We start from the raw sequence: 21712 nt of genomic DNA, 5'->3' as shown, positions 1-21712 counted from the left end.
TTTAAATCTAAATATATTTTTGTTTATAAAGTTTAAATATTTTATTAAAAATTAACTTAAGAAACCAGTTTAATAGAATTTGAATTAGACAAAATCAATTCCATAGATGATTTATATTCAGTTATGCTTCCGATTACCTTAACCTTATGATTCTTGAAACTGTCCAAATCGTTTCCAGCGTCCTTAAGTTCCACCAACGTCGATTCAAAGATTATTAAATTTATTTTCCCTGTCCCATCATTCAGTTCCATAAAGCAAGAGCTTCCGCTTGAGGATTCCTTTATGGATTCGACCACTCCCGTAACGGCTACAGTCTCTCCAATATTGTTTCTTGTAATGTCCTTTATCTGGATTTCCTTTGGTTCAATATAGGAAGCAAAAACCAGCAGTCCAATGATTCCTATAAGGGATGTGATCAATGCCACCTTAAAAATTATTCTATCATTCAATTCCATAAAATCACCAATTTTAATTTTTAAATACTTAAAATGATTTATTCTTTAAATAACATATAAATATTGCTTAAAATTGAAAAATGAATTATAAAATGATTATAATATTGTTTTAAACTTGTTATAATTATTTAAAATAATAATAAAAATGAAAAAAAGAAAAATAGGCAAAAATAGTTTTAAAAAATAAAGAGATAAAAGAATAAAAAATAAAAAAAGAAAATAAATTAAAGATTATTGACCATTATACATTGATTCCAATCTTTCAATTGTATCAATATCTGCCACTCCCTTATCTGTCCTTATCCTTTTTACAATTGGGAAACGCAATGAATATCCTGCAGGATATTCTGGACTTGTTACGATTTCACTGTAGGATATTTCAAAAATAATCTTTGGATGAACAGTTATGTGAGTTCCCTTCTCAGTAATCTTAAGCTCTTCCATTTGCTTGGTGAGATTTGCCAAGTCATCATCTGAAAGTCCTGAACCAATACGGCTGATGATTTGAAGGTCATCGTTTTCATCACGAAGGGCTATCTCATAAGATCCTATGAATTCCCCTCTTTTACCTATTCCTTTGACTCCACCTACAACAACCACATCCAATGTCTCCGGTTCTGCCTTGAATTTCAGCATCTTCTTTCCACGAATTCCTGGAATATAAGGTTCAGAGCAGTTCTTAATCATTATCCCCTCATGTCCACCTTCAATTGACTTATTGAAGAGGATTATTGCATCATCAATGTTTTCAGGGCCGACCTTAACAATGTCACTGAGGTTCAATTCCTCACTTGAGCAGTCCACAGCATTTTCCAAGATTTCCCTACGCTTGATGATAGGCTCATCGACTATCGGTTCCTTGAAGTATAAGAGGTCATACAGGAATATTTTTATAGGCACATTCTTCATGGCTTCCCCAATGTCATATTTTCTTCTAACCCTCTGCAATACGGTTTGGAATGGTTGAGGCTTGCCGTTCTTAAATCCTATGATTTCCCCTTCAGCAATGAAGTCCTCATCTGGAAAACCTTCTCTAATGAACTTTACAGCATCAGGGAACGCTTCTGTCACATTTTCCAAACGACGGGTGAATAAAGTGATCTCATCACCATTCTTATGGAATTGAGTACGGAAACCGTCATATTTGGTTTCACAAAGGGCACAGCCCATCTCTTCAATGCTTATGTCAATGCCTTCAGACAATTGTGCAAGCATTGGCTTTACAGGCCTTCCAGGAATCAATGTAAGTTTTTTAAGTCCCTCTTCACCATCAATCTTTGCCACTTTTGCAACAAGCCCTAAGTCATTTGTAAGCATATGGGCTCTCTCAGCAACAGCCTTGTCAACATCAAAGGCCTGGGATATCGCATCACGGATAATTCCTTCACCTACACCAATTCTAAGCTCTTCCAAAATGGTTCTGCAGATATATTTTGCTTCCTTTCCAGAAGCGGAGGATAAAAGTTCAAGAATATTTGAAATCTTACGGGCAGTTGATCTGCTTCCAGATATTGTTGCCAATTTTCTAAGTTGATTATAAACAAACTTTACAGTCAATGGCTGTGAGAAAAATGTCATTTGAGCCTTTTTGGCATATAATTTTTCTGCTGCGGCCCCAATGTCTCCCTCATCACGGATGGCATCTTCAACCACATCTACGGAAACTCCTACAGCATCTCCAACAGCCTTCATGACCAGTTTATCACCAATTCCCTGTTCCTCTTCACTCCAGGACGGGAAAACGCTTCCTAAAGCCATCAAAGTGATTTTCTCCAAATCTTCCTCTTCAACTGTCTTTAGAAAATCCGCTAGAATATCTGTTTTTTCCAGCCTTTTTGTAGTGGCTCCCAATGCTTCATAAACATTAACAAGTTCCTGATATTTCATCTTTAATCCCCTAATACCTAACTAAAAGTCTCCTTTAGCTATCTTAACTGCACAATACTCTCCACACATTGAGCACATCTCATCGTCTTCAAGCTCACATTTGTTTCTGTAATGTCTTGGCTTGAATTTGTCAAAAGCCAAATTGAATTGGCTTTCCCAATCGAAGTTTCTCCTTGCAGTTGCCATTTCAACTTCCTTTTCCCATGCGGTTTCCAATCCCAATGCAACATCTGCAGCTTGAGCTGCTATCTTGCTTGCAATGACTCCTTCCCTAACATCTTCTAAAGATGGAAGTGACAAATGCTCCGCAGGTGTTACATAGCATAGGAAATCGGCGCCGCTTGAAGCTGCAATTGCTCCTCCAATAGCTGATGTGATATGATCATAACCAGGTGCCAAATCTGTAACGATTGGACCTAAGACATAGAATGGAGCTCCATGACATAATGTCTTTTGAATTTCCATATTGGACCTGATTTGGTTCAATGGAACATGTCCAGGACCTTCAACCATGGTTTGAACTCCTGCTTCCTGAGCCCTTTTCACAAGTGTTCCCAAGGTAACCAATTCCTGAATTTGGGAAGTGTCTGTCGCATCAGACAAGCAGCCTGGACGCAATCCATCTCCCAATGAAAGTGTGATGTCATATTCCAAGGCAATTTCAAGAAGATAATCATAATTTTCATACAGTGGGTTTTCATGCTCATTATGCAAGATCCATGAAGCGAGGAAAGTTCCGCCTCTGCTTACAATACCCATCATCCTTTTTGCTTTTTGAAGCTTGTCGACAAGGTCCCTGTTTATGCCACAGTGCAAGGTCATGAAGTCTACGCCATCCTTTGCTTGATGGATTATTGATTCCCATATGTCGTCCTCATCCATCTCGATGATTTCCTTGCCCTTGTTTAATGTAATTACCCCTGCCTCATAAATTGGAACGGTACCAATAGGAACATCTACAGAGTCCATGATCTTTTCCCTGAACTCCAATAATTTGGGACCGGTGCTTAAGTCCATAACCGCATCCGCACCGAAATCCACAGCCAGTTTAGCTTTCTTTACTTCCAAATCGATATCCTCGATTTTGCTTGATGATCCTATATTCGCATTGATCTTAGTGGATAATCCCTGACCGATACCGCAAGCCTTTGTATCTCTTCCCACATTCTTTGGTATTACAATGGTCCCATTTGCAAGTCCCTTTAGGATCTTATCCACATCCACTCTTTCCTCTTGAGCGACAGCTTCCATTTCAGGAGTGACATTTCCTTTCTTTGCTTCAGTCATTTGTGTCATTAAAGCACCTTTAATAATTTAAATCAATTTAAGTTTTAATAATATTTTAATAATATTTTTATAATCATAGTACAATCATATTAACAAATCTATAACATATAAAATTATGTAATTTATTATTTAATTAATTTGTCATAATTGAATGATTTAAGTAAAAAAATAATTTGAAATTCATTATGGATAAATAAAAAATAAGATTATACAATGTATACTTAACTGAATAAAGTAATGAAAAATGAATAGTTCCAAAGATATTGAACTAAATAAAATACTAAAAAAATCAATAAAATTTTTACAAGTTTAATTTAAAGATATATAAAAAATCATAAGTGGATAAATTATAGAAATAAAAATGAACAAAACAATATTAAAACTAAACAAAATAATATATTTAACTATGTTAAATCTAAAAAAATTGAATAAACAATATTTAAATAATTGAAATGCTAAATAATTATATAACCAATAAAAGTTGGAAAACTAAATTAAATAATTAGATTTACAACATTGGTTGGAAAATTTTTAGGAGAATAAAAAATGAAAAACTATTTCGACATTAAAGACAAAGTAGCAGTTATTACTGGTGCTTCCTCTGGATTAGGCTGGCAAATCGCTAAAGCATACGCAAGCCAAGGTGCAAAATTAGCATTATTCGCTAGAAGAGAAGAAAGATTACAAGAAAATGTTAAAGAAATAGAAGAAGAATTTGGAACTGAAGTAATTTACGCTGTAACCGACGTAGGTGACTACGACAGCATTACCGAATCCGTTAAAAAAGTAGTTGACCACTACGGAAGAATTGACATTCTCGTAAACGCAGCAGGTATGGGTAACAACAAGATGGTTGTTGACCAATCCAACGAAGAATGGGCAAGACATATCCACATTGACTTGACTGGTGTATACTACATGTGTAAAGCTGTCGGAGAAGTCATGATCAAACAAGAATATGGTAAGATCATCAACATCGGTTCCATCCACAGTAGAGTTATCTTCCCTGGTGGAGGTATCAGCGCATACTCCTCCGCAAAAGGTGCAGTAATGAACTTAACCAAAAACTTAGCTGTAGAATGGGCTAAATACAACATTACCGTAAATGCAATAGGTCCTGCAGTATTCAGAACCGAATTAACCGAAGAATCCCTTGGATTACCTGGATTCATGGACTTAATTGCAGCATACTGCCCAGCTGGCAGATTAGGTGAACCTGGTGAATTAGACGGTATCGCAATTTACTTAGCATCCGATGCATCCAGCTTCTGTACCGGTCAATTAATCTGTATTGACGGTGGATGGACTGCAATATAATTAAAAAACACGTAATGAATAATAAAGGGAGAGTTATTAAAACTCCCCCATAATTATTATTCTAATAAAAACTCTTTTTCTAAAATATTTATTCAAAATTAAACTGCTTTTTTAAAATAATTTAAAAATAAATTGTTTTATTGTTTACGAATTAAATTAATGCTTAAAAAAATAATTATAGTGAGTTAGTCACTATAATTTACAACTATCATTAAACTTTATAAAAAATTTTGATCAAACTTTTTCTAAAAGTTTGGTTAGTCACTATAGTCAGCATCCAAGATTGCATCAAAATGATAATTCGGATATTTATTTCTAATTTCCTCTAAAACCTTTTCTTTTACATCACTACGGTCTGCATCAAAATCAACGATTAAATCAAAGGTGACCAGATTGATGGTATCATCCACGTAGAATCCATGCATTTGCAAGATTTCTGGATATTTTCCAACAATCTCATTAAGGCTGTTTCTAATTTCCTTATACTCCTCATTGTCAGTATTTGATGCATAGATTCCAACAGTGAGTATGATTCCAAACTCTTCATAAACAGTATATAAGATCTTTCTGGTCAATTTATGAATCTCACGGGCAGTCAAATCATCATTCACTTCAATATGTACAGATCCCATCAATTGTGTTGGACCGTAATTATGCAAGGTCAAGTCATATGCACCTTTCACTTCATCGAATTGATTGATTCTTTCCTTAAGCTTATCTGTTATTTCACTGTCAACACGGGTACCGATCATGCTGCTTAAAGTTTCAGAGAGCATTTCAATGGCTGCCTTGATGATGACAAATGCGATTATGGTTCCCAAAATGCCTTCCAAACTGATATGCCAGATTAGGCTCACAATAGCTGCAACCACTGTAGACAATGATAGGATTGCATCAAACAATGCATCGCTTCCTGAAGCAACCAATGATTGGGAATTTATTTCCTTACCCTTTCCTTTCACATATCTTCCCAAAAGGAACTTGACAACCACAGCGACAGCAATTATGAAGATTGAAACAAAAGTGTAATCTGCAAGAACCGGATTGAATATCTTTGGAACGGATTCCTCCAAAGCGGTTATACCTGCAAGTAGAACAATCACTGAAATGATTACAGATGAGAAATATTCAATCCTTCCATAACCGTAAGGATGCTCCTTATCTGGAGCTTTCCCTGCCAATTTTGTTCCAATAATTGTAATGATGGATGATAATGCATCAGTTAAATTATTTACTGCATCCAATGTGATTGCAATACTGTTTACCATTATCCCAATAGTTGCCTTAAATGCAACAAGAATCAAATTCACAAGTATTCCGATGACACTTGTCCTTACTATAATCCTATCCCTATCCATTGCAATACCCCAATTATAAAAAATACTTAATTACAATTATATTTTTTAACTAAATATAATTTACCATTGAAATCTTAACTGAGTTCATATCATTATTCAACATCAATATGCTTATATATATTAAAAAGTATAATATTTAACAGAGTAAAGTGAGGTATGCTATGAGAAAAAATTCCGTATTCAATCAGGAAAACAGTTATCTGAATTCATGGTATGGCATTACCAAGGGATTTGGAGAATTCTTTAAGGAAAGAAGCGAAGGTTTGGAAATCAATCCTGCTGAAGCGATGTTCCTATCAAAAATCTATTATAAGGATGGAATCAGCCAAAGGGAAATTGCACATGACTTAATGGTTTCCGAAGCGAACATTGCAAAGACATTCAAGAAATTGGAACAGAAGGAATTGGCTTATAAGACCATTGATAAGGAAAGCAATGCCCGTCGAAATCTTCATTTGACTGAAAAGGGAGAAAAGACATTTGAAGAGTGCATAATTATATTTGATGAATATGATAAGATTCTCTTTGAAGGATTAAGTGAAGAACAAATAGAAAAAATGGAAAACCAACTTAAGGAAGTTGCGGATAGATCCATCAATATCATAAAAGAATAATCAATGAAAAAATAGCATATCCTTTAAAAACACCATATTTAATCATTTTATAAAACTAATTTTAAGACTAAATAAAAAAAGAATAAAGAAAAAATGAAAAAAGTCTTAAGAACTAAATAAAAAAATAAAAAAAGAATCAAGAAAAATAATAAAATTACACTTCTGCATCCATTAGATCTTTAGAAAATGCAAGCACTTTTGCACTTTCACTATTTTCCTCATCCAAGTCGATGACTAAAGCATCTTCCTCTAAAGCACCAGGATCCTTTTCAATGCATTCCTTTACTTTAGCTGTGATTGCTCCACCGTCTTCGTTGTCGATCATGTCAACAAGTTCAACTTGTTGTTGGAATCTTTCCACTCCTTCCATTGGAATGTTTTCTACGAAAGGAATAGCACCGGTAGCACCAGTGATTTTCTTTTTCTCAGGGTCGCAACCATTTTCGTGTAATGCTTGGATACTTTGACCAGTAATGTGACCTTGCACTTCAGCTCCACAAAGGATCAGGAATCTGATGTTTGGGTTTGAAATGATGTTTGCTACAACTTTTTCAATACCTAAGTTTTCAGTCTTACAAGGTCCAGCAATAGCTGCTCCAGCAGCAGCTGGAATGTCCTCATTGTGAGAAGCCAAAGTAGTTACAGCAACAGGACTTTCAGGGTCCCCTACAATATAGTCTCCACTTACAACAGGCCAATTATCCGCAGTTGGTTTTTTATCTGCCATAATATCACTCCTTTAATTTTATCTAAGCTAGTTTTTTTATTTTATTAAAACCATCAAACCCTAATAATGAAATTGTAATAATGACAAATTAAATTTCATTTAAATAAACTACAAATAGATTTATACTTAAATTAATATTTAAATATTTGCTCATTTATGGTTTATAAAAAATCCAATAGACTTTAAAAAGGAATATAACTAATTAATATCCATTAAAAATAAAAAATAAGTATTTTACAATTGTTTTTAATAAAATAAAGTAAAAATTGAGGAATATTTTGAAAAATAAGGATTTTTAGGATAGTAAAAAATAGCTAAAAAATTGAAGAAAAAATAGGATAGTGATAAAAAAATAATTTTGAAAAATAAATAAAAAAAGAAAAAAATGAAATGATGCATTGATTAATTATGAATTAATAAAACATCCCTTTCACATTCTTTAAGCACGTTTTCTGCAACGCTTCCAATAACAAACTTATGAATTCCACTTACTCCTGAAGATGCAATGATGATCAAATCACAGTCTTCCTCTTCTGCAACCTTATTGATTGTTTCTGAAGGGAAACCTACCTTTACCATGGTTCTTAAATTAATGCTATCGTCAAAGCATTCTGCCATGGCATTAACATTATCTTCAGCTTCTTTCATAGCTTCCTTGTTCATTTTCCTAACATCTTTAGTCCTATGGAAAGCTGTTTTTCTTATTTTTATGGCAACTGAGAGAATGATGATTTCCCCATCGTCAGCCAATAAGTGTTTAGCTCTCGCAACTTCACGTAAAGAGTATTCGGATCCGTCAGTTGGTAATAAGATTCTTTTATACATAATTCCACACTTAATTTTAAGATACAATTTAATTTTTAATTTCAATAACAGATAACTATCTTTATTAATATATTTGTTTTAATAATATAAGTATATTATCAAACTAATTAAAAAAAGATTAACATATAAACATGCATCATCTTTGATTTAAATACTTATGAGTTTGAACAGATAATTTAATATTTTTTAAACGAGGGAAATTCTCCCTAATCAAATCGGCCATTTCAGCATCCTTGCTGAATTCACCCTGCAGCCAGATTGGTTTTTCATAATCATATTTTTCCTTAAGTGCAATCACCTCATCCAAATCCTCTTGAGAAGTGATTACAAACTTAAAGAAAGTGTTTTCATAATTATAATAATTCTTGAAGACCCTTTCCTTATCTTCCTTCGGACTGATCACATATTCTATTTCAGGAATGTATTCAAAGATGGAACCGTTTGTTTCAATTTGAATCTTAATGTCATCTGGAATTTCCTTTATCAAACGCTTTAGCTCTTCCATCTGCAAAGTAGGCTCTCCTCCGGTTATGATCAATGTCTTGATATTGTTGAATTCCATCTGGGTAATCAGGATTTCTGCAACATCATCTACAGACAATATTTCATAAGTGGAAATATCCGTATCACACCACTCACAGTCAAGATTGCAGCCATACAATCTTAAAAAGGTTGCAGGAGTTCCTACATATGGTCCTTCCCCTTGAAATGATGTGAATATTTCACTGACTTTAATTTCAATCACCTACTTTAAATCCTTCTTTTGTTCAAACTATTTTAAATTTATTATATTCTATTCAAATGAACTTATTCCATAGGTTCGTAAGTTACACCGGTTTCAGGAGTCTCATAAACTCCCACACTTGTCAAGCATTCGATTTTAGGTTTCAATCCATCATAGAAGAACTTGCTCATCTCTTCCATGGTAGGGTCTTCTGAATCCATGAATTCATTCAAGTTCAAATGGTCCACACCAATGAATTCATTGAAGATCGCTTCAATGTCATAGGTGTCCATGATCATGTTTCTGTAATCCAAATCCTTATAAGGTGCCTTAAGGGTTAAGATGACCTTATATTGGTGTCCATGCCACTGAGTGCATTTTCCCCCTTGATTCTTTAATTTGTGACATCCATAAATCCTATGTTCTGATACTAATGTTAACATAATATTCCTCCATAATTACAATAATTCAATCAGTTTTAATCAGTTTAATTTCATTAATCAATCCATTCCCAATTCCTTTTTAGCCTCTTCAATGGCCTTTATTCTTGACTTGCAGCTGAAGCATTCGCCACATGGAGTTCCATCATTGTTCACATAACAGCTCCATGTCTTTTCTATTGGCACTCCCAATTTCAATGCAAGCTTGACAACATCCTTCTTGTCTGTATCAATGAATGGAGCACGTACTGGAATGTATTCATAATTATTTACCTTATTTAGCTCGTTTATTTGATGCAGGAACTCTGGAGTGGTGTCCGGATAATCTCCGACATCTGCCTTGATTGCACCATAATAGACTTCCTCCTTGTCATTGCTGATTGCAAAGGCAGTTGCAAGTTCAAGCAATATTGTATTTCTGCTTGGAACGACTGTATTTCTTGGCTCTTCCACATTGTCATTATCCTTATCGGTTAAACTGCTACTGAGCAAATCAACAATATTCGCTATATCGAATACAAAATGAGGCACACCATTCATTTTACAGATTTCTGCTGCTCTTTCAATTTCAATGCTTGCCTTTTGACCATAATTGAAACTGAGTGCAGTTACATCTTTTCCTTCATCCAATAATTTGTATAATAATGTGGAGGAGTCCAATCCTCCAGATAATATGAGAACTACTTCTTTTTTTGAATCCATATAATTGCTCCATAATCCAAGTGAATTGATAAGTTGATAAATTGCTTAATTTTTATAGAAAAATTAATAAAAATAAATAATTTTAAAAAAAATTAAAAAGAAAATACTTAAAAAAAGTTAATATTAAGTCTTATTAAAAGAAATATGTTTTAAAAATTATATAAACTTAACTAATATTTATATAATAATTAGTTAAAATTATAGAAAATTAAAATAATTAATTGTTTAAAATAATGAATAGAATAAATTAAATTAAAGGATAAGGATGCTTGGAATTTCCTGTTTTCTTTTTAGGTCCTCCAATCTTATCCAATCTTAATTTAATGAATTCTTCTCCCTTTTCACTTCCTGCATAAATTGGAATGGAAGTGCCTACAGAGAATATATTCTCTTCATCTGCAATGTCTCTAAGATGTTTATTGGCACATGCAGTCACCACATCACTTACATCGAATATAAGCTCTGACTCTTCTCTGGAAAGTCCGGTTGTATGAACTGCAAACAAGTAAGCGTTTACATCAGGATATTCCTTTTCCAATTCCCTAATGATGATTCCATCTTCTGGAAACGCAATTGTCACTGCAATGTTCTTATAGCCATTTTCAATAGCTAACTTGAATCCTTCCACCTGATCAATTGTTGCATTCTCATCATCAAAAATGTGATTTGGTGAGAATTCTTCAATGAGCTCTGGAATTGGACTGGTTTCTACAAGCCCTGAAACCCTTCCGCCGACTCCCTGAGCAAGTTCGCTTTCTGTGACAATGACTGTTCCACAGCCTTCACAAACCATTACAGCACAATCGATTATATCATCAGCAAGTAATGTAGACAATATTTCAGAGATTCCAAATGATAAGAAGTCCTTCAATCTTAATTGGCGATTGGCCTTGCACATTCCGAAATCATCTATTCTAAATTGAATATTTTCCTCTATTTTATCTTCTGTTAATTTTTCAATTCCCCTATGCTTATGAAATAATGGGCAGTATTCAATCATAGGTTCTCCCACATCTACAACCTTTCCATCCTTAATTGTTATCTTAGCCCTTCCTAAAGCTTCTATCACATGCTTATCCATAATAATCCCAACGATAAAATCTATTAACAATTGTTAAATTTTTAAACTTAATAATCATTTTATCTGTTCTTAAATAAATAGATTTTTAAAAAATAAAGATTTGAATAAAATTTTAAAAAAAGAATGAAAAATAATCGAGTAAAAAGAATAATAAAAAAGAGGTGAATGAATTAAAGATAGATAAAAAAGGCAGAGATATCTATTCTTTAATTCATACAATATATTAGGTGTTTTTAGTGTTTTTTTTAGGTTTTAATATATGATATATTAAATGTACTTTGATTTTATAGTGTGTTTTTGATTTGTGTTCAATATGAATTTAATAGCAAAAATGATTAATATAGGAGGAAAAAGTGATGGGAATTGACCCAATTAGTAGTATTGGATCAATTCTTCCACATCACTTATGGTTTTTGGCTTCACTTTTTCCATAGCTTCATCGAAGTATTTTGCTTCGACTTCACTTGCTTCTATGTTGTCTCTTAAGGCGAGCATTGCAGCTTCACGACATACAGCTTCAATGTCTGCCCCGACATATCCTTCTGTGTTTTTAGCCAATTTCTTAAGCTTGACATCTTTTGCAAGAGGCATGTCTTTGGTGTGTACCTTGAATATGGCAAGTCTTGCCTCTTCGTTAGGAGCATCAACCTTAATGTGTCTGTCGAATCTTCCTGGTCTCATGAGACCTGGATCGATGATATCCGGTCTGTTGGTTGCCGCAATGATTGCAACATCCTCTAATTCTTCAAGACCGTCGATTTCAGTAAGCAATTGATTTACGACACGTTTGGTTACTCCAGAATCCCCGGATTCCGCACCTCTTGAACTTGCGATTGAATCGATTTCATCAAAGAATATGACGGTAGGAGCGGTCTGTCTTGCTTTTCTAAAGACTTCCCTTACACCTTTTTCAGACTCACCGACCCATTTGGACAAGAGTTCAGGTCCTTTGATTGCGATGAAGTTGGCTTCACTTTCGTTTGCCACAGCCTTTGCAAGCATGGTCTTACCGGTACCTGGAATACCATACAGCAATGTACCTTTAGGTGGCCTTACACCAAATTCCTTGAATTTGTCTGGGTATTTGAGAGGCCATTCAACAGCTTCCTTCAATTCCTGTTTTGCATCATCCAATCCACCGACATCATCCCAAGTCACATTTGGCACTTGCACGAGAACTTCTCTTAATGCTGAAGGTTGAATTTCCCTAAGTGCATTCTTAAAGTCATCCTTGGTTACCACAAGTTTTTCCAAGACTTCAGGAGGAATCTCATCATCGGCACCTAAATCAGGTATGATCCTTCTTACAACCCTCATAGCAGCTTCCTTAGCCAATGCCTCAAGATCAGCACCTACGAATCCATGGGTTGTATCTGCCAAATCATCCAAGTCCACATCCTCTGCAAGAGGCATTCCTCTTGTGTGGATTTCCATGATTTCCTTACGTTCGACCTTATCAGGGACACCGATTTCAATTTCACGGTCAAACCTACCAGGTCTTCTAAGTGCACCATCAAGGGAATCAGGCCTGTTTGTTGCACCGATTACAACCACTTGACCTCTTGAATTAAGTCCATCCATCAAGGTCAATAGCTGTGCAACGGTTCTTCTTTCCACTTCACCTTGAGTTTCTTCACGTTTAGGTGCAATTGCATCCAACTCATCAATGAAGATGATTGATGGAGCATTCTCTTCAGCTTCCTCGAAGAATTCCCTAAGGTTTTCCTCAGATCCGCCAACATATTTGCTCATGATCTCAGGGCCGTTGATTACAATGAAGTGAGCGTCACTTTCGTTTGCTACCGCCTTTGCAAGCAATGTCTTACCGGTACCTGGAGGACCGTGCATCAATACCCCTTTTGGAGGAGCAATTCCTAACTTATCAAATAATTCCGGCTTCTTAAGAGGAATCTCAATCATTTCCCTGACCTTTTTGACTTCCTCTTTCAAACCTCCGATATCATCGTAACTTATATCTACAAGGTTGGATACACCTTCCAATTTTGAAACATCCACAGGCTCGTCAGTGATTTCAACCTTGGTGTTCGCACCGACCTTTACCACTCCACCAGGATTGGTGCTGATTACCGCCAACTTGATTTGGCTCATTGCTCCAATGCCTGGAACATTCATGATGTCATCAAATATGTCATCAAAGAATCCGCTGCCTACAGATCTTCTTTGTGGAGCCTTGACCCTTGTATTCACCAAGTCTCCTTTAACCATTACCTGGTTTCTGAATGCGCTGTTCAAGTCTCCGCTGATTCTAATCCTTGCATCAATAGGAGCGAGAACAATCTTTTTGGCTTCCTTTGCCTCTGCCCTTTTGATGGTTACTTCCTCACCTATTGAGGCACCGGAATTCTTACGGGTGGTACCGTCTATCCTAATGATTGTTTCCATGTCAGATTGAGAAGCGACTGCGACAGCTGCAGTATTTTTAGATCCGATAATCTCAATCAAGTCTCCATCCTTAAGGCCTAATTTAAACATGGATTCCATATCCAGTTTAGCTATATTCTTACCTACATCCTTTTGAGATAATATTTCTGCAACTTTGATTTTAAGTTCCATATCAGCCATAATCTTCATCTCCTTTTCTGTTTAGTGAATAGTTAATTAATAAATAACTCCTTTTCTGTTTAGTGAATAATTAATGAATAAATAAATATGACGGTCACACTAAGATTCTTGATTCGCAAGCTACACTAATAAGATCATTAGTGTCACCGAGTTACAATAAATAAAAGACCATTAATAACCATTGATGGCACAGAAATATCAATTTTTAGAATTAATTTTAAAATCATTTATCCAATGCTTGAATTTAATCAATAATCCAAATCAAGAGATCGGTCAAATACAAACAAATGAAATCCGAAGATTTCGGCAAATACATTAAAATTAAACTAAAGATTTAAAGACCATCAATTCATTCAAATAACTAATATGAATCCAAATTAATCATCAATAAATAATTAAAGAATTAATTCCATTTAAATTCACTTAATTCGTTTAATCAATCGCTTTAAATTGAATTGCTTCAATTTAATTAACCAAATAAAGAATTAAAAGAATTTACTAAAAATTTATCAACAATTATTAATGTAAATCTTTTAGTTAGTTTTTGTAACTAAATAATACTTGCACTTCATAGTATATAAAGGTTTCGATTTTATTAACAAAAAGTTATTTTAATCTAAAAATTATTAAAACTAAAAAAATCAACTTAAAATAGCTTAAATAATTAAAAATGGAATAAAAATTAAAATTATGATAAGAAACTTGATTATATTTGTTTAAAATGAAAATAAATCAGTAAAATTAAAAATAAATTTAAGTTATTTAAGTAGGAAAAATCAGAAAAAATAAAATATAATTTGAATATATAAAAACAAAATGAAAAAACGATTCAAAAAATAGATAAAAAATTAAGAAAATAAAAAAGTTATCACAATATGTGATAACTAGAGCACTGTAGCAACAAGGAAGTACAAGATTGAAGTTACGGAAGGTACGGTAAGGTTGTCGATACCACCATAACTGATAGCTTCACAGATTGTTGCAAGTGCGGAAATGATCAATATGTACCAGAAGTTAAGCTCTGGAAGAGTGTATCCCATTGCACTGTAGAACACCCATACGAATACGGAAAGCACTGCTGTTACAGCAAGCATTGCAAGGGAACCCATAAGGGTCTTTTCTCCACCAAATACATGATATTTGATATTACCCCATTTTCCTCCAACAAGAGCTGCAAATCCATCACCGTATACTAAAGGAACAATAGCCATCGCTACAATCCAGAGTAAGTTAGGATCAATCAATATTGGATAAATCAAGAGCAAAATTGACCAAATCAATGCATAGAAGAACAATCCTAATGCATGGCCAGATTCAGTTACACTGTTTTTGATTGTAATAGGGGAATATTCTGTAAGGAAGAATAGTGCAACTGTAACAGGCAAGGTAATGAATATGAGCATGATCCATGGATCTGAGAAGAAAGGCATGGCAAAGATCATATTACCTACCATAATGTGTAAAAACTTACGAGATACTTCAGGTTTACTCTTTAAAACCTTTTCCGCTAATATAAAGACTACAATAACATAGAGATAAACTATGATTAAAGCAATCATGTCTGTCCATAACATAATATCTACTCTTTAAATTCCAAATAATAATTAAAATCAAATTAATAAAATAATAATAAAATTTTAGAATAATAATTAAATCAAATTATTAAATAATAATGAAAGTTAAATTAATTAAGAAGCTGATGAATAAAAAAAATAATATTATAGATAACTTATCTGTCATCTATAACATTATGGGTTCTGTCATCATCATATTCTCCGTATTCACAACCTGCATTTTCTATTTTCACATGGTCAATAAGGGTTCCGTCCTTCTTCATCAACTTGATTTCACCGTAACCGTTTCCACCATTCCAAAGACGGGTGTGTAACTTTTTACCGGTAGGTGCTTCATAATTGAAAAGGAGCATCTCATCACGTTTGCAGTATAATTTGAGTTCAAGCTTGCTGTTCCAATTGCTGCAGTTGATGAACCATTCGTTTACGTCTTCTCCTTCTTTGAAACCGAATTTGACTCTTACATTATTCCAGAATCTTGCAAAGTTGTATTCATACATCTTTCCTTCATAATAGAAACCTATCAATAATTTACGAGGAAGGGAAATACCGAATGCCTTAGGCTTTCCACCACCAGCTTCAAAAGCAGAATTATTAAGTTTCTTGCCGGTAATCAAACTTGTCAGATTACAGGAGGATATCCATAGCCAAGGGCTTGTAAAGTCTCCACCCCAATTCTTGTCAGCATATCCGAAGGACTTTTCAGGAATGACCTCATACTCAACGCCATCCATTTCAATGGTTCCGCTGTATTGGGTCTTTATTCCTTCAGCGTGCCAGAACATTTCAAATGCATTCAATTTTCTAAAGAAACTGTTTGCACCATATCCTACATTAAAAGTGATTTGCTTGTCAATATCCAAGTCCCATTTCATTTCTCCTGCATCACACATATATTCCGGATGTTCGCGGGCTTCCTCTTCAGTAACCTTACAGTATCCAGTCATATGGGTTTCAGTCAAGCTGTATTCTCCAACCTTAATGTCCAGCTTATCATCAGGACATGAGAAATCCTTCATGGAATAGTAATTATGGATCTGTTTAGGTTCTTTTCCCCATGCTCCCACTTTCAACATGCAGTAGGAAGGTCTTTTGCCTGCTTCAATGTTCTTAGGGTCTTGACCTAAGGTAGGCTCATCTTCAGCCAAGTCAGGGTTACACACAAAGTATTCAATGAAGAATGGTCTTGGTTCACCTGTTTCCTTATTGTAAGCGGTTAAGGAATGCCACCACCAGTCATAACCTTGCTTGGCAAGGGGACCTTTCAACATATAATGGTCTCTTTTCAAATCACTTTTATTCATCAAAATCCTCCAAAAAGAAATAATTTAAATTATTTAATAATTCCAATAAGTCTAATAAGTTAATTCAGTTAATTATAACCTATTTTAAAGAATAAGATAATTAAATTAAATATCTTATGTTTTAATTTATATTATCTTTATAATAAATATTTTATTATTTAAATTAGAAAAAAATAGAAAAAAACAGATAAAATAAGGAATTTAATAAATGAAAGACGAGAAAATAAAAGTTTTATTAAAAATTAGAAAAGAAAAAATTGGTCGAGATGGATAATTAATACCCAATAGCAATAGGAGGTATTAAAAAGGAAAAATAAAAACTGGCTATTGAATACTAATTATCCATTTTAGTTTTTAAGGGTAAAATCATTAAATCAACGAATAATTAATTATTCATTGTAACCGCAACAGGTTCTCTTGTCATGCCTATGATGTGGGATATTAGGATTGGCATGATCAGGCATTGGTTTTCCACAAGTTAAAGGACCTTTTCCCCTTGCAGACCCGCAGCATCCTCCTCTTCTTTTGTTATGAGCAAGGATTGAATCAATATCCAAACCTTTCACTTCATCTAGGAATTCAATGTTCTCACTGTGACATTTAGGACAGATTGAGTGTTCACCATTTAAAGTAATCCAAGTGAATCCGCAATCTTTGCAAGTATATTTTAAAGTTAAAGCTTTTTCCATATTATCAACTACCTTATTTTTTAAATCATTTAGAAATGCTAAAATTCAATGAACATTTTTAAATAATTTAATTAAACTTATCAAATTACATTTTGAATATATATTCATAATCATATATAAATACATAAGAATAGTAAATAATATTAAACATAAAGTAGATATAATTATACAATTAGTAAAGATAACTTTACATAAAACTTAAGAATTTTAATCAATTTATAAAAAAGAGGGAGAATATGAGAAATAATCTAAGAATTTACAGGGCCATCGAAAATATTACCCAAGAGGAATTGGCAAATGAACTAGGAGTCAGCAGACAAACCATTGTGGCTATTGAAAATGATAAATACAATCCATCCCTTGAGCTTGCCTTTAAGATAGCCCACAAGTTTGATGTGAAAATAGAGGACATTTTCATTAGTGAATTATAAAAAATTAGAAATAATTAAAAAATAGAGAATAATGATTTAAATGATTTTAATTATTAAAAATCATCATTATCATCAATCAAACCAAATCTCATGCCTTCTGTGGAAGTGTGATCAATGAGGTGTGCAATGAATTCCTCCAATGAAACTTCATCCTCCTCACTTAGGATATCCGCCTCATCAGGAAATGTTTCAGGATTTAAGGTGAAGCTGAACTCTTCTTGATTTTGGCTAAGAATCTCTATCAAATCCTCTACAGATATTTCACGGGACTCTCCAGGTTTCATGTCAAATATGTCCAAAAATGGATTTTCATTGCTGATTTCCAATTCGATCTCTTCAGGAAGCTCAACAATCTCCCCTTCGAGCATAGGCCCATTTTCATAAGTCTCATCATCAATCACTGCAAAGGACTTATCTTCAATGAACGGATTTGCAAATCTGAGATTTATCTCATTTTCATCCTCATGGGAGAAATCCAAGTGAACCTCCTCATTTTCAAAAGCATCTATCTGTTCATAAAAATGTTGGAATAAGACCATTTCAACTTCATCAACTATTTTGGAAATGTTTCTGACATCACTCCAATTCTGGGAATTGATTACAAATGCACAAAAGTCATCAATAGCTGAGATAACAGATTTATATCTATTCAAATCCCTTTTTGATAAGCTGTTGCATTCAATCAAAGTATTTATCCTGCTTGTTTCACTTACTAACCTTTTAATCCAAATCAATTGCACTAAACCAAAATCATTCATTAAAACACCTCTCCAGATGAAAATTCGACAACAGAATACGTAAAAAAAACCCAATCGGGCAATGAAATAATTAATGAACATTCCCACCCAAACCCAAATACGCCCCCTTCGAACATATTCAGGCAACCCCTGCCAAGTTCATTAAGTACCCAATAAATTATCTTAAACGAAATACAAGAAATGATACAGCGAACAAAAAACTGTGAGTTGATACTATGAACAAACAAAATATAAGGAGTGAAATACATGATGATAATTTATTGGTGTCCATCAACCATATAAATAGATTTATACCCCTTCATTAAATCTATAATCCAAAGGTGATTGAAAATTTTAGATCATGTGGTTGATGTGGTAACAATTATATAAACTTGGTTGCATATAAAGGTTTTGAATTTAGTAAAAAAAGTGAAAATGAGATGAAAAAGATGGAAAAATATTGGAAGCAAAATTAGAAAATAAAAAATTAGAAAAAATAATAGAAAAAAGAATAAAAAAGTGAAAATCAGAAGAATTATTCAATGCAATACTCACTTAAAGTAGACCATCTAAAGTGTGATGGCAATCGCAATCACAGTCTTTTGATAGATCCTTGATTGTATTTAAGAGCAAGGCAATCAATTCCTCTTTCTTTTGAGCCATTATCTCAATGACTTCCTCCATAGTCAATTTGGTAGGAGAGATTGATGTGGAATAATTGGAAACAACAGCTATCGGAGCATAGCATATGCCCTTTTCCCTTGCAAGAACCGCTTCAGGCAAGGTGGTCATGCCAACAATTGTTCCCCCAAGTATGCTGAACATCTTAATCTCAGCAGGAGTTTCAAATCTTGGCCCTTCCACACAGACAATGGTTCCTCCATCCACCACAGGCCCGTTAACACATTGGGAATTTGATAAGATGGCTCCTCTTAATCTATTGCAGAAAGGTTCGGTCATGTCAATGTGGACAACCTTATCGTCATAGAAAGTCTTGTCCCTATTTACAGTGAAATCTATAAAGTCATCTGGGAGAACAATGGATCCAGGACCAATATCCAAATCAAGTGAGCCTACGGCATTTGTAGCTATGATCTGATTGACACCCAATTCCTTAAGGGCCATAATGTTTGCCTTAAAATTGATTTTATGTGGAGGGCATGTGTGACCTTCAGAGTGTCTTGGCAAGAATGCAACTGTCTCATCTCCAATGCTTAAAAGGGAAACTTGAACAGAGCCATATTCTGTATCAACTGTTTTCTTTTCAATTGAATCCGCCAATTCACCGATTTCCTCTACTCCGCTTCCACCAATAATTCCAATCATAAAATAACCTCATGAAAATAAAAAATTAATTATCATTAATAGATTAATTAAAAAATTTAAAAAATAAAAAATAAGGATAATATTTATCCTTTTGTAACTGCCAAAGGAACAACTTTAGCCACTAATTTAGCAATTCCTGCATCGTGAGATGTCTTGACGACTGAATCAACATTCTTGTATGCGCCAGGTGCCTCTTCAGCCAAGACAGGAGCGGAATTTGCCTTTACATGAATTCCTTTTGCATTCAATTCCTTCTCGATTCCTTCTGCAGTGAACTGCTTTTTGGCAGCAGTTCTTGATAGGACTCTTCCGGCACCATGAGCGGTTGAACCGAAGGTCTCTTCCATAGCAACATCGGTACCATGCAAGATGTAAGAAGCGGTACCCATGGTTCCAGGAATCAATACAGGCTGTCCGACATCTCGGTATTCCTTAGGAATTTCACGTCTTCCAGGACCGAATGCACGGGTAGCTCCCTTTCTGTGAACAAGAACTTCCATGTGGGAACCTTTTACCTTATGAACTTCCTTTTTAGCGATATTGTGCGCAACGTCATAAATGGTGGTCATGGCCATATCATCAGCGCTGCGTGAGAACACTTCCTCAAAGGATTGTCTGACCCAATGGGACATCATCTGACGGTTTGCCCATGCATAATTGGCTCCAGCGGCCATAGCCTTCAAGTAGCCTTGTGCCTCTTTGGAATCGATAGGTGCACATGCCAATTGCCTGTCTGGAATGTTTATTTTATAATTTCTGTAAGCCTTATCCATTTTTCTCAAGTAATCGGAACAGATTTGGTGTCCGCATCCCCTTGAACCGCTGTGAATCATGATGGCTATTGATCCCGCTTCAAGACCGAATGCCTTTGCTACGGTTTCATCATAGATCTCTTCAATCTTTTGAACTTCAAGGAAGTGGTTTCCGGAACCTAATGAACCTAATTGTGGAATTCCTCTTTTTTTAGCCTTATCACTTACAATAGCTGATTCAGCCTCTTTCATTCTACCGTTTTCTTCCAGGAATTTAAGGTCATCTTCCCAACCGAATCCTCTCTCAACAGCCCACCAAGCGCCGTAGTCCAAGACTTCATTGATTTCATTATCCTTAAGTCTGATTTGACCTTTGCTTCCCACACCTGATGGAATGTTCTTGAACAAGGTTTCAGTAAGTTCCTTAAGCTTAGGCTTGATTTCATCTTCAGTCAAGTTGGTTCTAAGCATTCTGACTCCACAGTTAATGTCAAAGCCTACTCCTCCAGGACTTACAACACCATTATTATAATTAAAAGCTCCTACACCACCAATGCTGAAACCGTATCCGAAGTGGATGTCCGGCATAGCTATTGATGCTCCTTGAATACCTGGCATGCAAGCTACATTCGCCACTTGCTCAACTGCCCCTTCTTCAATGTTTTCAACAGCTTCATCATCAAGATACAATCTTCCAGGAACTCTCATTTCCTTTTTATAACTGCTTGGAAGTTCCCATACATTATCTCTTACCTTTTCAAGACTTTCTTTAATTGACATAATTACCACTGATTAATTAAAAATGAATATATTTAGTTTTATAAAAAATTGTAAGTTTCAATTCATATGTTTTAATATAATATTATAGTTATGTTCTATTAAACATTTAAAATTAATTG

The 21712-nt window shown here is 34.5% G+C and carries 20 protein-coding genes; 3 read left to right on the top strand and 17 right to left on the bottom strand.

Going from position 1 to position 21712, the window contains the following annotated elements; genetic code table 11:
* Positions 1-56: 56 nt before the first annotated feature.
* The 3 genes from IJE13_RS07510 to thiC form a co-directional block, all read right to left on the bottom strand.
* The gene (locus tag IJE13_RS07510) at positions 57-455 is read right to left on the bottom strand and encodes an exodeoxyribonuclease VII large subunit (RefSeq protein WP_292778883.1); all 399 of its coding nucleotides are present in this window, start codon (positions 453-455) and stop codon (positions 57-59) included.
* A gap of 231 nt (positions 456-686) precedes the next feature.
* The gene (locus IJE13_RS07505; protein ID WP_292778881.1) at positions 687-2342 is read right to left on the bottom strand and encodes an ATP-dependent DNA ligase; all 1656 of its coding nucleotides are present in this window, start codon (positions 2340-2342) and stop codon (positions 687-689) included.
* A gap of 21 nt (positions 2343-2363) precedes the next feature.
* Positions 2364-3638 (bottom strand): phosphomethylpyrimidine synthase, encoded by a 1275-nt coding sequence (gene thiC, locus IJE13_RS07500; protein WP_292778879.1) that lies wholly within the window; start codon positions 3636-3638, stop codon positions 2364-2366.
* 537 nt (positions 3639-4175) lie between these two features.
* Here thiC and IJE13_RS07495 point away from each other — a divergent pair.
* On the top strand, positions 4176-4946 hold the full coding sequence (locus IJE13_RS07495) for an SDR family oxidoreductase (protein WP_292778876.1): 771 nt from the start codon (positions 4176-4178) through the stop codon (positions 4944-4946).
* A 257-nt stretch (positions 4947-5203) separates the two neighbouring features.
* Here IJE13_RS07495 and IJE13_RS07490 read toward each other — a convergent pair whose 3' ends face one another.
* On the bottom strand, positions 5204-6304 hold the full coding sequence (locus tag IJE13_RS07490) for a cation diffusion facilitator family transporter (RefSeq protein WP_292778874.1): 1101 nt from the start codon (positions 6302-6304) through the stop codon (positions 5204-5206).
* A 161-nt stretch (positions 6305-6465) separates the two neighbouring features.
* Between IJE13_RS07490 and IJE13_RS07485 the strand changes: the two genes are divergently transcribed.
* Positions 6466-6918 (top strand): MarR family transcriptional regulator, encoded by a 453-nt coding sequence (locus tag IJE13_RS07485; protein WP_292778872.1) that lies wholly within the window; start codon positions 6466-6468, stop codon positions 6916-6918.
* Positions 6919-7072: 154 nt separating this feature from the next.
* Here IJE13_RS07485 and mtrA read toward each other — a convergent pair whose 3' ends face one another.
* The 10 genes from mtrA to IJE13_RS07435 form a co-directional block, all read right to left on the bottom strand.
* A complete protein-coding gene (gene mtrA / locus IJE13_RS07480; protein WP_292778870.1) occupies positions 7073-7645 on the bottom strand; it encodes a tetrahydromethanopterin S-methyltransferase subunit A in 573 nt (190 codons plus the stop codon).
* Between the two features lie 402 nt (positions 7646-8047).
* On the bottom strand, positions 8048-8470 hold the full coding sequence (locus IJE13_RS07475) for a universal stress protein (RefSeq protein ID WP_292778868.1): 423 nt from the start codon (positions 8468-8470) through the stop codon (positions 8048-8050).
* A 136-nt stretch (positions 8471-8606) separates the two neighbouring features.
* Positions 8607-9215: a 7-carboxy-7-deazaguanine synthase QueE gene (locus IJE13_RS07470; protein WP_292778865.1), complete on the bottom strand. Its 609-nt coding sequence runs from the start codon at positions 9213-9215 to the stop codon at positions 8607-8609.
* Positions 9216-9277: 62 nt separating this feature from the next.
* A complete protein-coding gene (locus IJE13_RS07465) occupies positions 9278-9637 on the bottom strand; it encodes a 6-carboxytetrahydropterin synthase (protein ID WP_292778863.1) in 360 nt (119 codons plus the stop codon).
* Between the two features lie 57 nt (positions 9638-9694).
* Positions 9695-10336: a 7-cyano-7-deazaguanine synthase QueC gene (gene queC, locus IJE13_RS07460; RefSeq protein WP_292778861.1), complete on the bottom strand. Its 642-nt coding sequence runs from the start codon at positions 10334-10336 to the stop codon at positions 9695-9697.
* Positions 10337-10583: 247 nt separating this feature from the next.
* Positions 10584-11417 carry a methanogenesis marker 8 protein gene (locus IJE13_RS07455; protein ID WP_292778859.1) on the bottom strand — a complete coding sequence of 278 codons (834 nt, stop codon included), beginning with the start codon at positions 11415-11417 and terminating at the stop codon, positions 10584-10586.
* A gap of 372 nt (positions 11418-11789) precedes the next feature.
* Complete coding sequence (locus tag IJE13_RS07450) at positions 11790-14000, bottom strand: CDC48 family AAA ATPase (protein ID WP_292778857.1); 2211 nt, start codon at positions 13998-14000, stop codon at positions 11790-11792.
* 884 nt (positions 14001-14884) lie between these two features.
* Complete coding sequence (locus IJE13_RS07445; protein ID WP_292778855.1) at positions 14885-15574, bottom strand: phosphatidate cytidylyltransferase; 690 nt, start codon at positions 15572-15574, stop codon at positions 14885-14887.
* 155 nt (positions 15575-15729) lie between these two features.
* On the bottom strand, positions 15730-16878 hold the full coding sequence (locus tag IJE13_RS07440) for a tocopherol cyclase family protein (protein WP_292778853.1): 1149 nt from the start codon (positions 16876-16878) through the stop codon (positions 15730-15732).
* Positions 16879-17267: 389 nt separating this feature from the next.
* The gene (locus tag IJE13_RS07435; protein WP_292778850.1) at positions 17268-17567 is read right to left on the bottom strand and encodes a DNA-binding protein; all 300 of its coding nucleotides are present in this window, start codon (positions 17565-17567) and stop codon (positions 17268-17270) included.
* 236 nt (positions 17568-17803) lie between these two features.
* On the opposite strand from IJE13_RS07435, the gene IJE13_RS07430 reads away from it, so the two are divergent.
* Entirely contained in the window at positions 17804-17998 is a 195-nt protein-coding gene (locus IJE13_RS07430; RefSeq protein WP_292778848.1) for a helix-turn-helix transcriptional regulator, read from the top strand.
* Between the two features lie 53 nt (positions 17999-18051).
* Here the strand turns inward: IJE13_RS07430 and IJE13_RS07425 are convergent, their stop codons facing one another.
* From IJE13_RS07425 to IJE13_RS07415, 3 genes are all read right to left on the bottom strand, one after another.
* Complete coding sequence (locus IJE13_RS07425) at positions 18052-18756, bottom strand: hypothetical protein (protein ID WP_292778846.1); 705 nt, start codon at positions 18754-18756, stop codon at positions 18052-18054.
* A gap of 534 nt (positions 18757-19290) precedes the next feature.
* Positions 19291-20061: an S-methyl-5'-thioadenosine phosphorylase gene (mtnP, locus tag IJE13_RS07420; protein WP_292778844.1), complete on the bottom strand. Its 771-nt coding sequence runs from the start codon at positions 20059-20061 to the stop codon at positions 19291-19293.
* Positions 20062-20144: 83 nt separating this feature from the next.
* Positions 20145-21593, bottom strand: a complete 1449-nt coding sequence (locus IJE13_RS07415) for an RtcB family protein (RefSeq protein WP_292778842.1) — start codon at positions 21591-21593, stop codon at positions 20145-20147.
* Between the last annotated feature and the right edge of the window lie 119 nt (positions 21594-21712).

Origin of the sequence: Methanobrevibacter sp. (assembly GCF_017410345.1) — an archaeon.
In the GTDB taxonomy this organism is placed as follows: Archaea; Methanobacteriota; Methanobacteria; order Methanobacteriales; family Methanobacteriaceae; genus Methanobrevibacter.
This window is presented reverse-complemented; position numbering and strand designations above follow the sequence as displayed.

What these genes read in the sequence shown, in the direction of transcription:
- IJE13_RS07495 (WP_292778876.1), top strand. Translation starts at nt 4,176, where the DNA reads ATGAAAAACTATTTCGACATTAAAGACAAAGTAGCAGTTATTACTGGT.
- IJE13_RS07435 (WP_292778850.1), bottom strand. Translation starts at nt 17,567, where the DNA reads ATGGAAAAAGCTTTAACTTTAAAATATACTTGCAAAGATTGCGGATTC.
- IJE13_RS07450 (WP_292778857.1), bottom strand. Translation starts at nt 14,000, where the DNA reads ATGGCTGATATGGAACTTAAAATCAAAGTTGCAGAAATATTATCTCAA.
- queC (WP_292778861.1), bottom strand. Translation starts at nt 10,336, where the DNA reads ATGGATTCAAAAAAAGAAGTAGTTCTCATATTATCTGGAGGATTGGAC.
- IJE13_RS07430 (WP_292778848.1), top strand. Translation starts at nt 17,804, where the DNA reads ATGAGAAATAATCTAAGAATTTACAGGGCCATCGAAAATATTACCCAA.
- IJE13_RS07490 (WP_292778874.1), bottom strand. Translation starts at nt 6,304, where the DNA reads ATGGATAGGGATAGGATTATAGTAAGGACAAGTGTCATCGGAATACTT.
- IJE13_RS07445 (WP_292778855.1), bottom strand. Translation starts at nt 15,574, where the DNA reads ATGTTATGGACAGACATGATTGCTTTAATCATAGTTTATCTCTATGTT.
- IJE13_RS07415 (WP_292778842.1), bottom strand. Translation starts at nt 21,593, where the DNA reads ATGTCAATTAAAGAAAGTCTTGAAAAGGTAAGAGATAATGTATGGGAA.
- IJE13_RS07465 (WP_292778863.1), bottom strand. Translation starts at nt 9,637, where the DNA reads ATGTTAACATTAGTATCAGAACATAGGATTTATGGATGTCACAAATTA.
- IJE13_RS07475 (WP_292778868.1), bottom strand. Translation starts at nt 8,470, where the DNA reads ATGTATAAAAGAATCTTATTACCAACTGACGGATCCGAATACTCTTTA.
- IJE13_RS07425 (WP_292778846.1), bottom strand. Translation starts at nt 18,756, where the DNA reads ATGAATGATTTTGGTTTAGTGCAATTGATTTGGATTAAAAGGTTAGTA.
- IJE13_RS07440 (WP_292778853.1), bottom strand. Translation starts at nt 16,878, where the DNA reads ATGAATAAAAGTGATTTGAAAAGAGACCATTATATGTTGAAAGGTCCC.
- IJE13_RS07505 (WP_292778881.1), bottom strand. Translation starts at nt 2,342, where the DNA reads ATGAAATATCAGGAACTTGTTAATGTTTATGAAGCATTGGGAGCCACT.
- IJE13_RS07485 (WP_292778872.1), top strand. Translation starts at nt 6,466, where the DNA reads ATGAGAAAAAATTCCGTATTCAATCAGGAAAACAGTTATCTGAATTCA.
- IJE13_RS07455 (WP_292778859.1), bottom strand. Translation starts at nt 11,417, where the DNA reads ATGGATAAGCATGTGATAGAAGCTTTAGGAAGGGCTAAGATAACAATT.
- thiC (WP_292778879.1), bottom strand. Translation starts at nt 3,638, where the DNA reads ATGACACAAATGACTGAAGCAAAGAAAGGAAATGTCACTCCTGAAATG.
- mtrA (WP_292778870.1), bottom strand. Translation starts at nt 7,645, where the DNA reads ATGGCAGATAAAAAACCAACTGCGGATAATTGGCCTGTTGTAAGTGGA.
- mtnP (WP_292778844.1), bottom strand. Translation starts at nt 20,061, where the DNA reads ATGATTGGAATTATTGGTGGAAGCGGAGTAGAGGAAATCGGTGAATTG.
- IJE13_RS07510 (WP_292778883.1), bottom strand. Translation starts at nt 455, where the DNA reads ATGGAATTGAATGATAGAATAATTTTTAAGGTGGCATTGATCACATCC.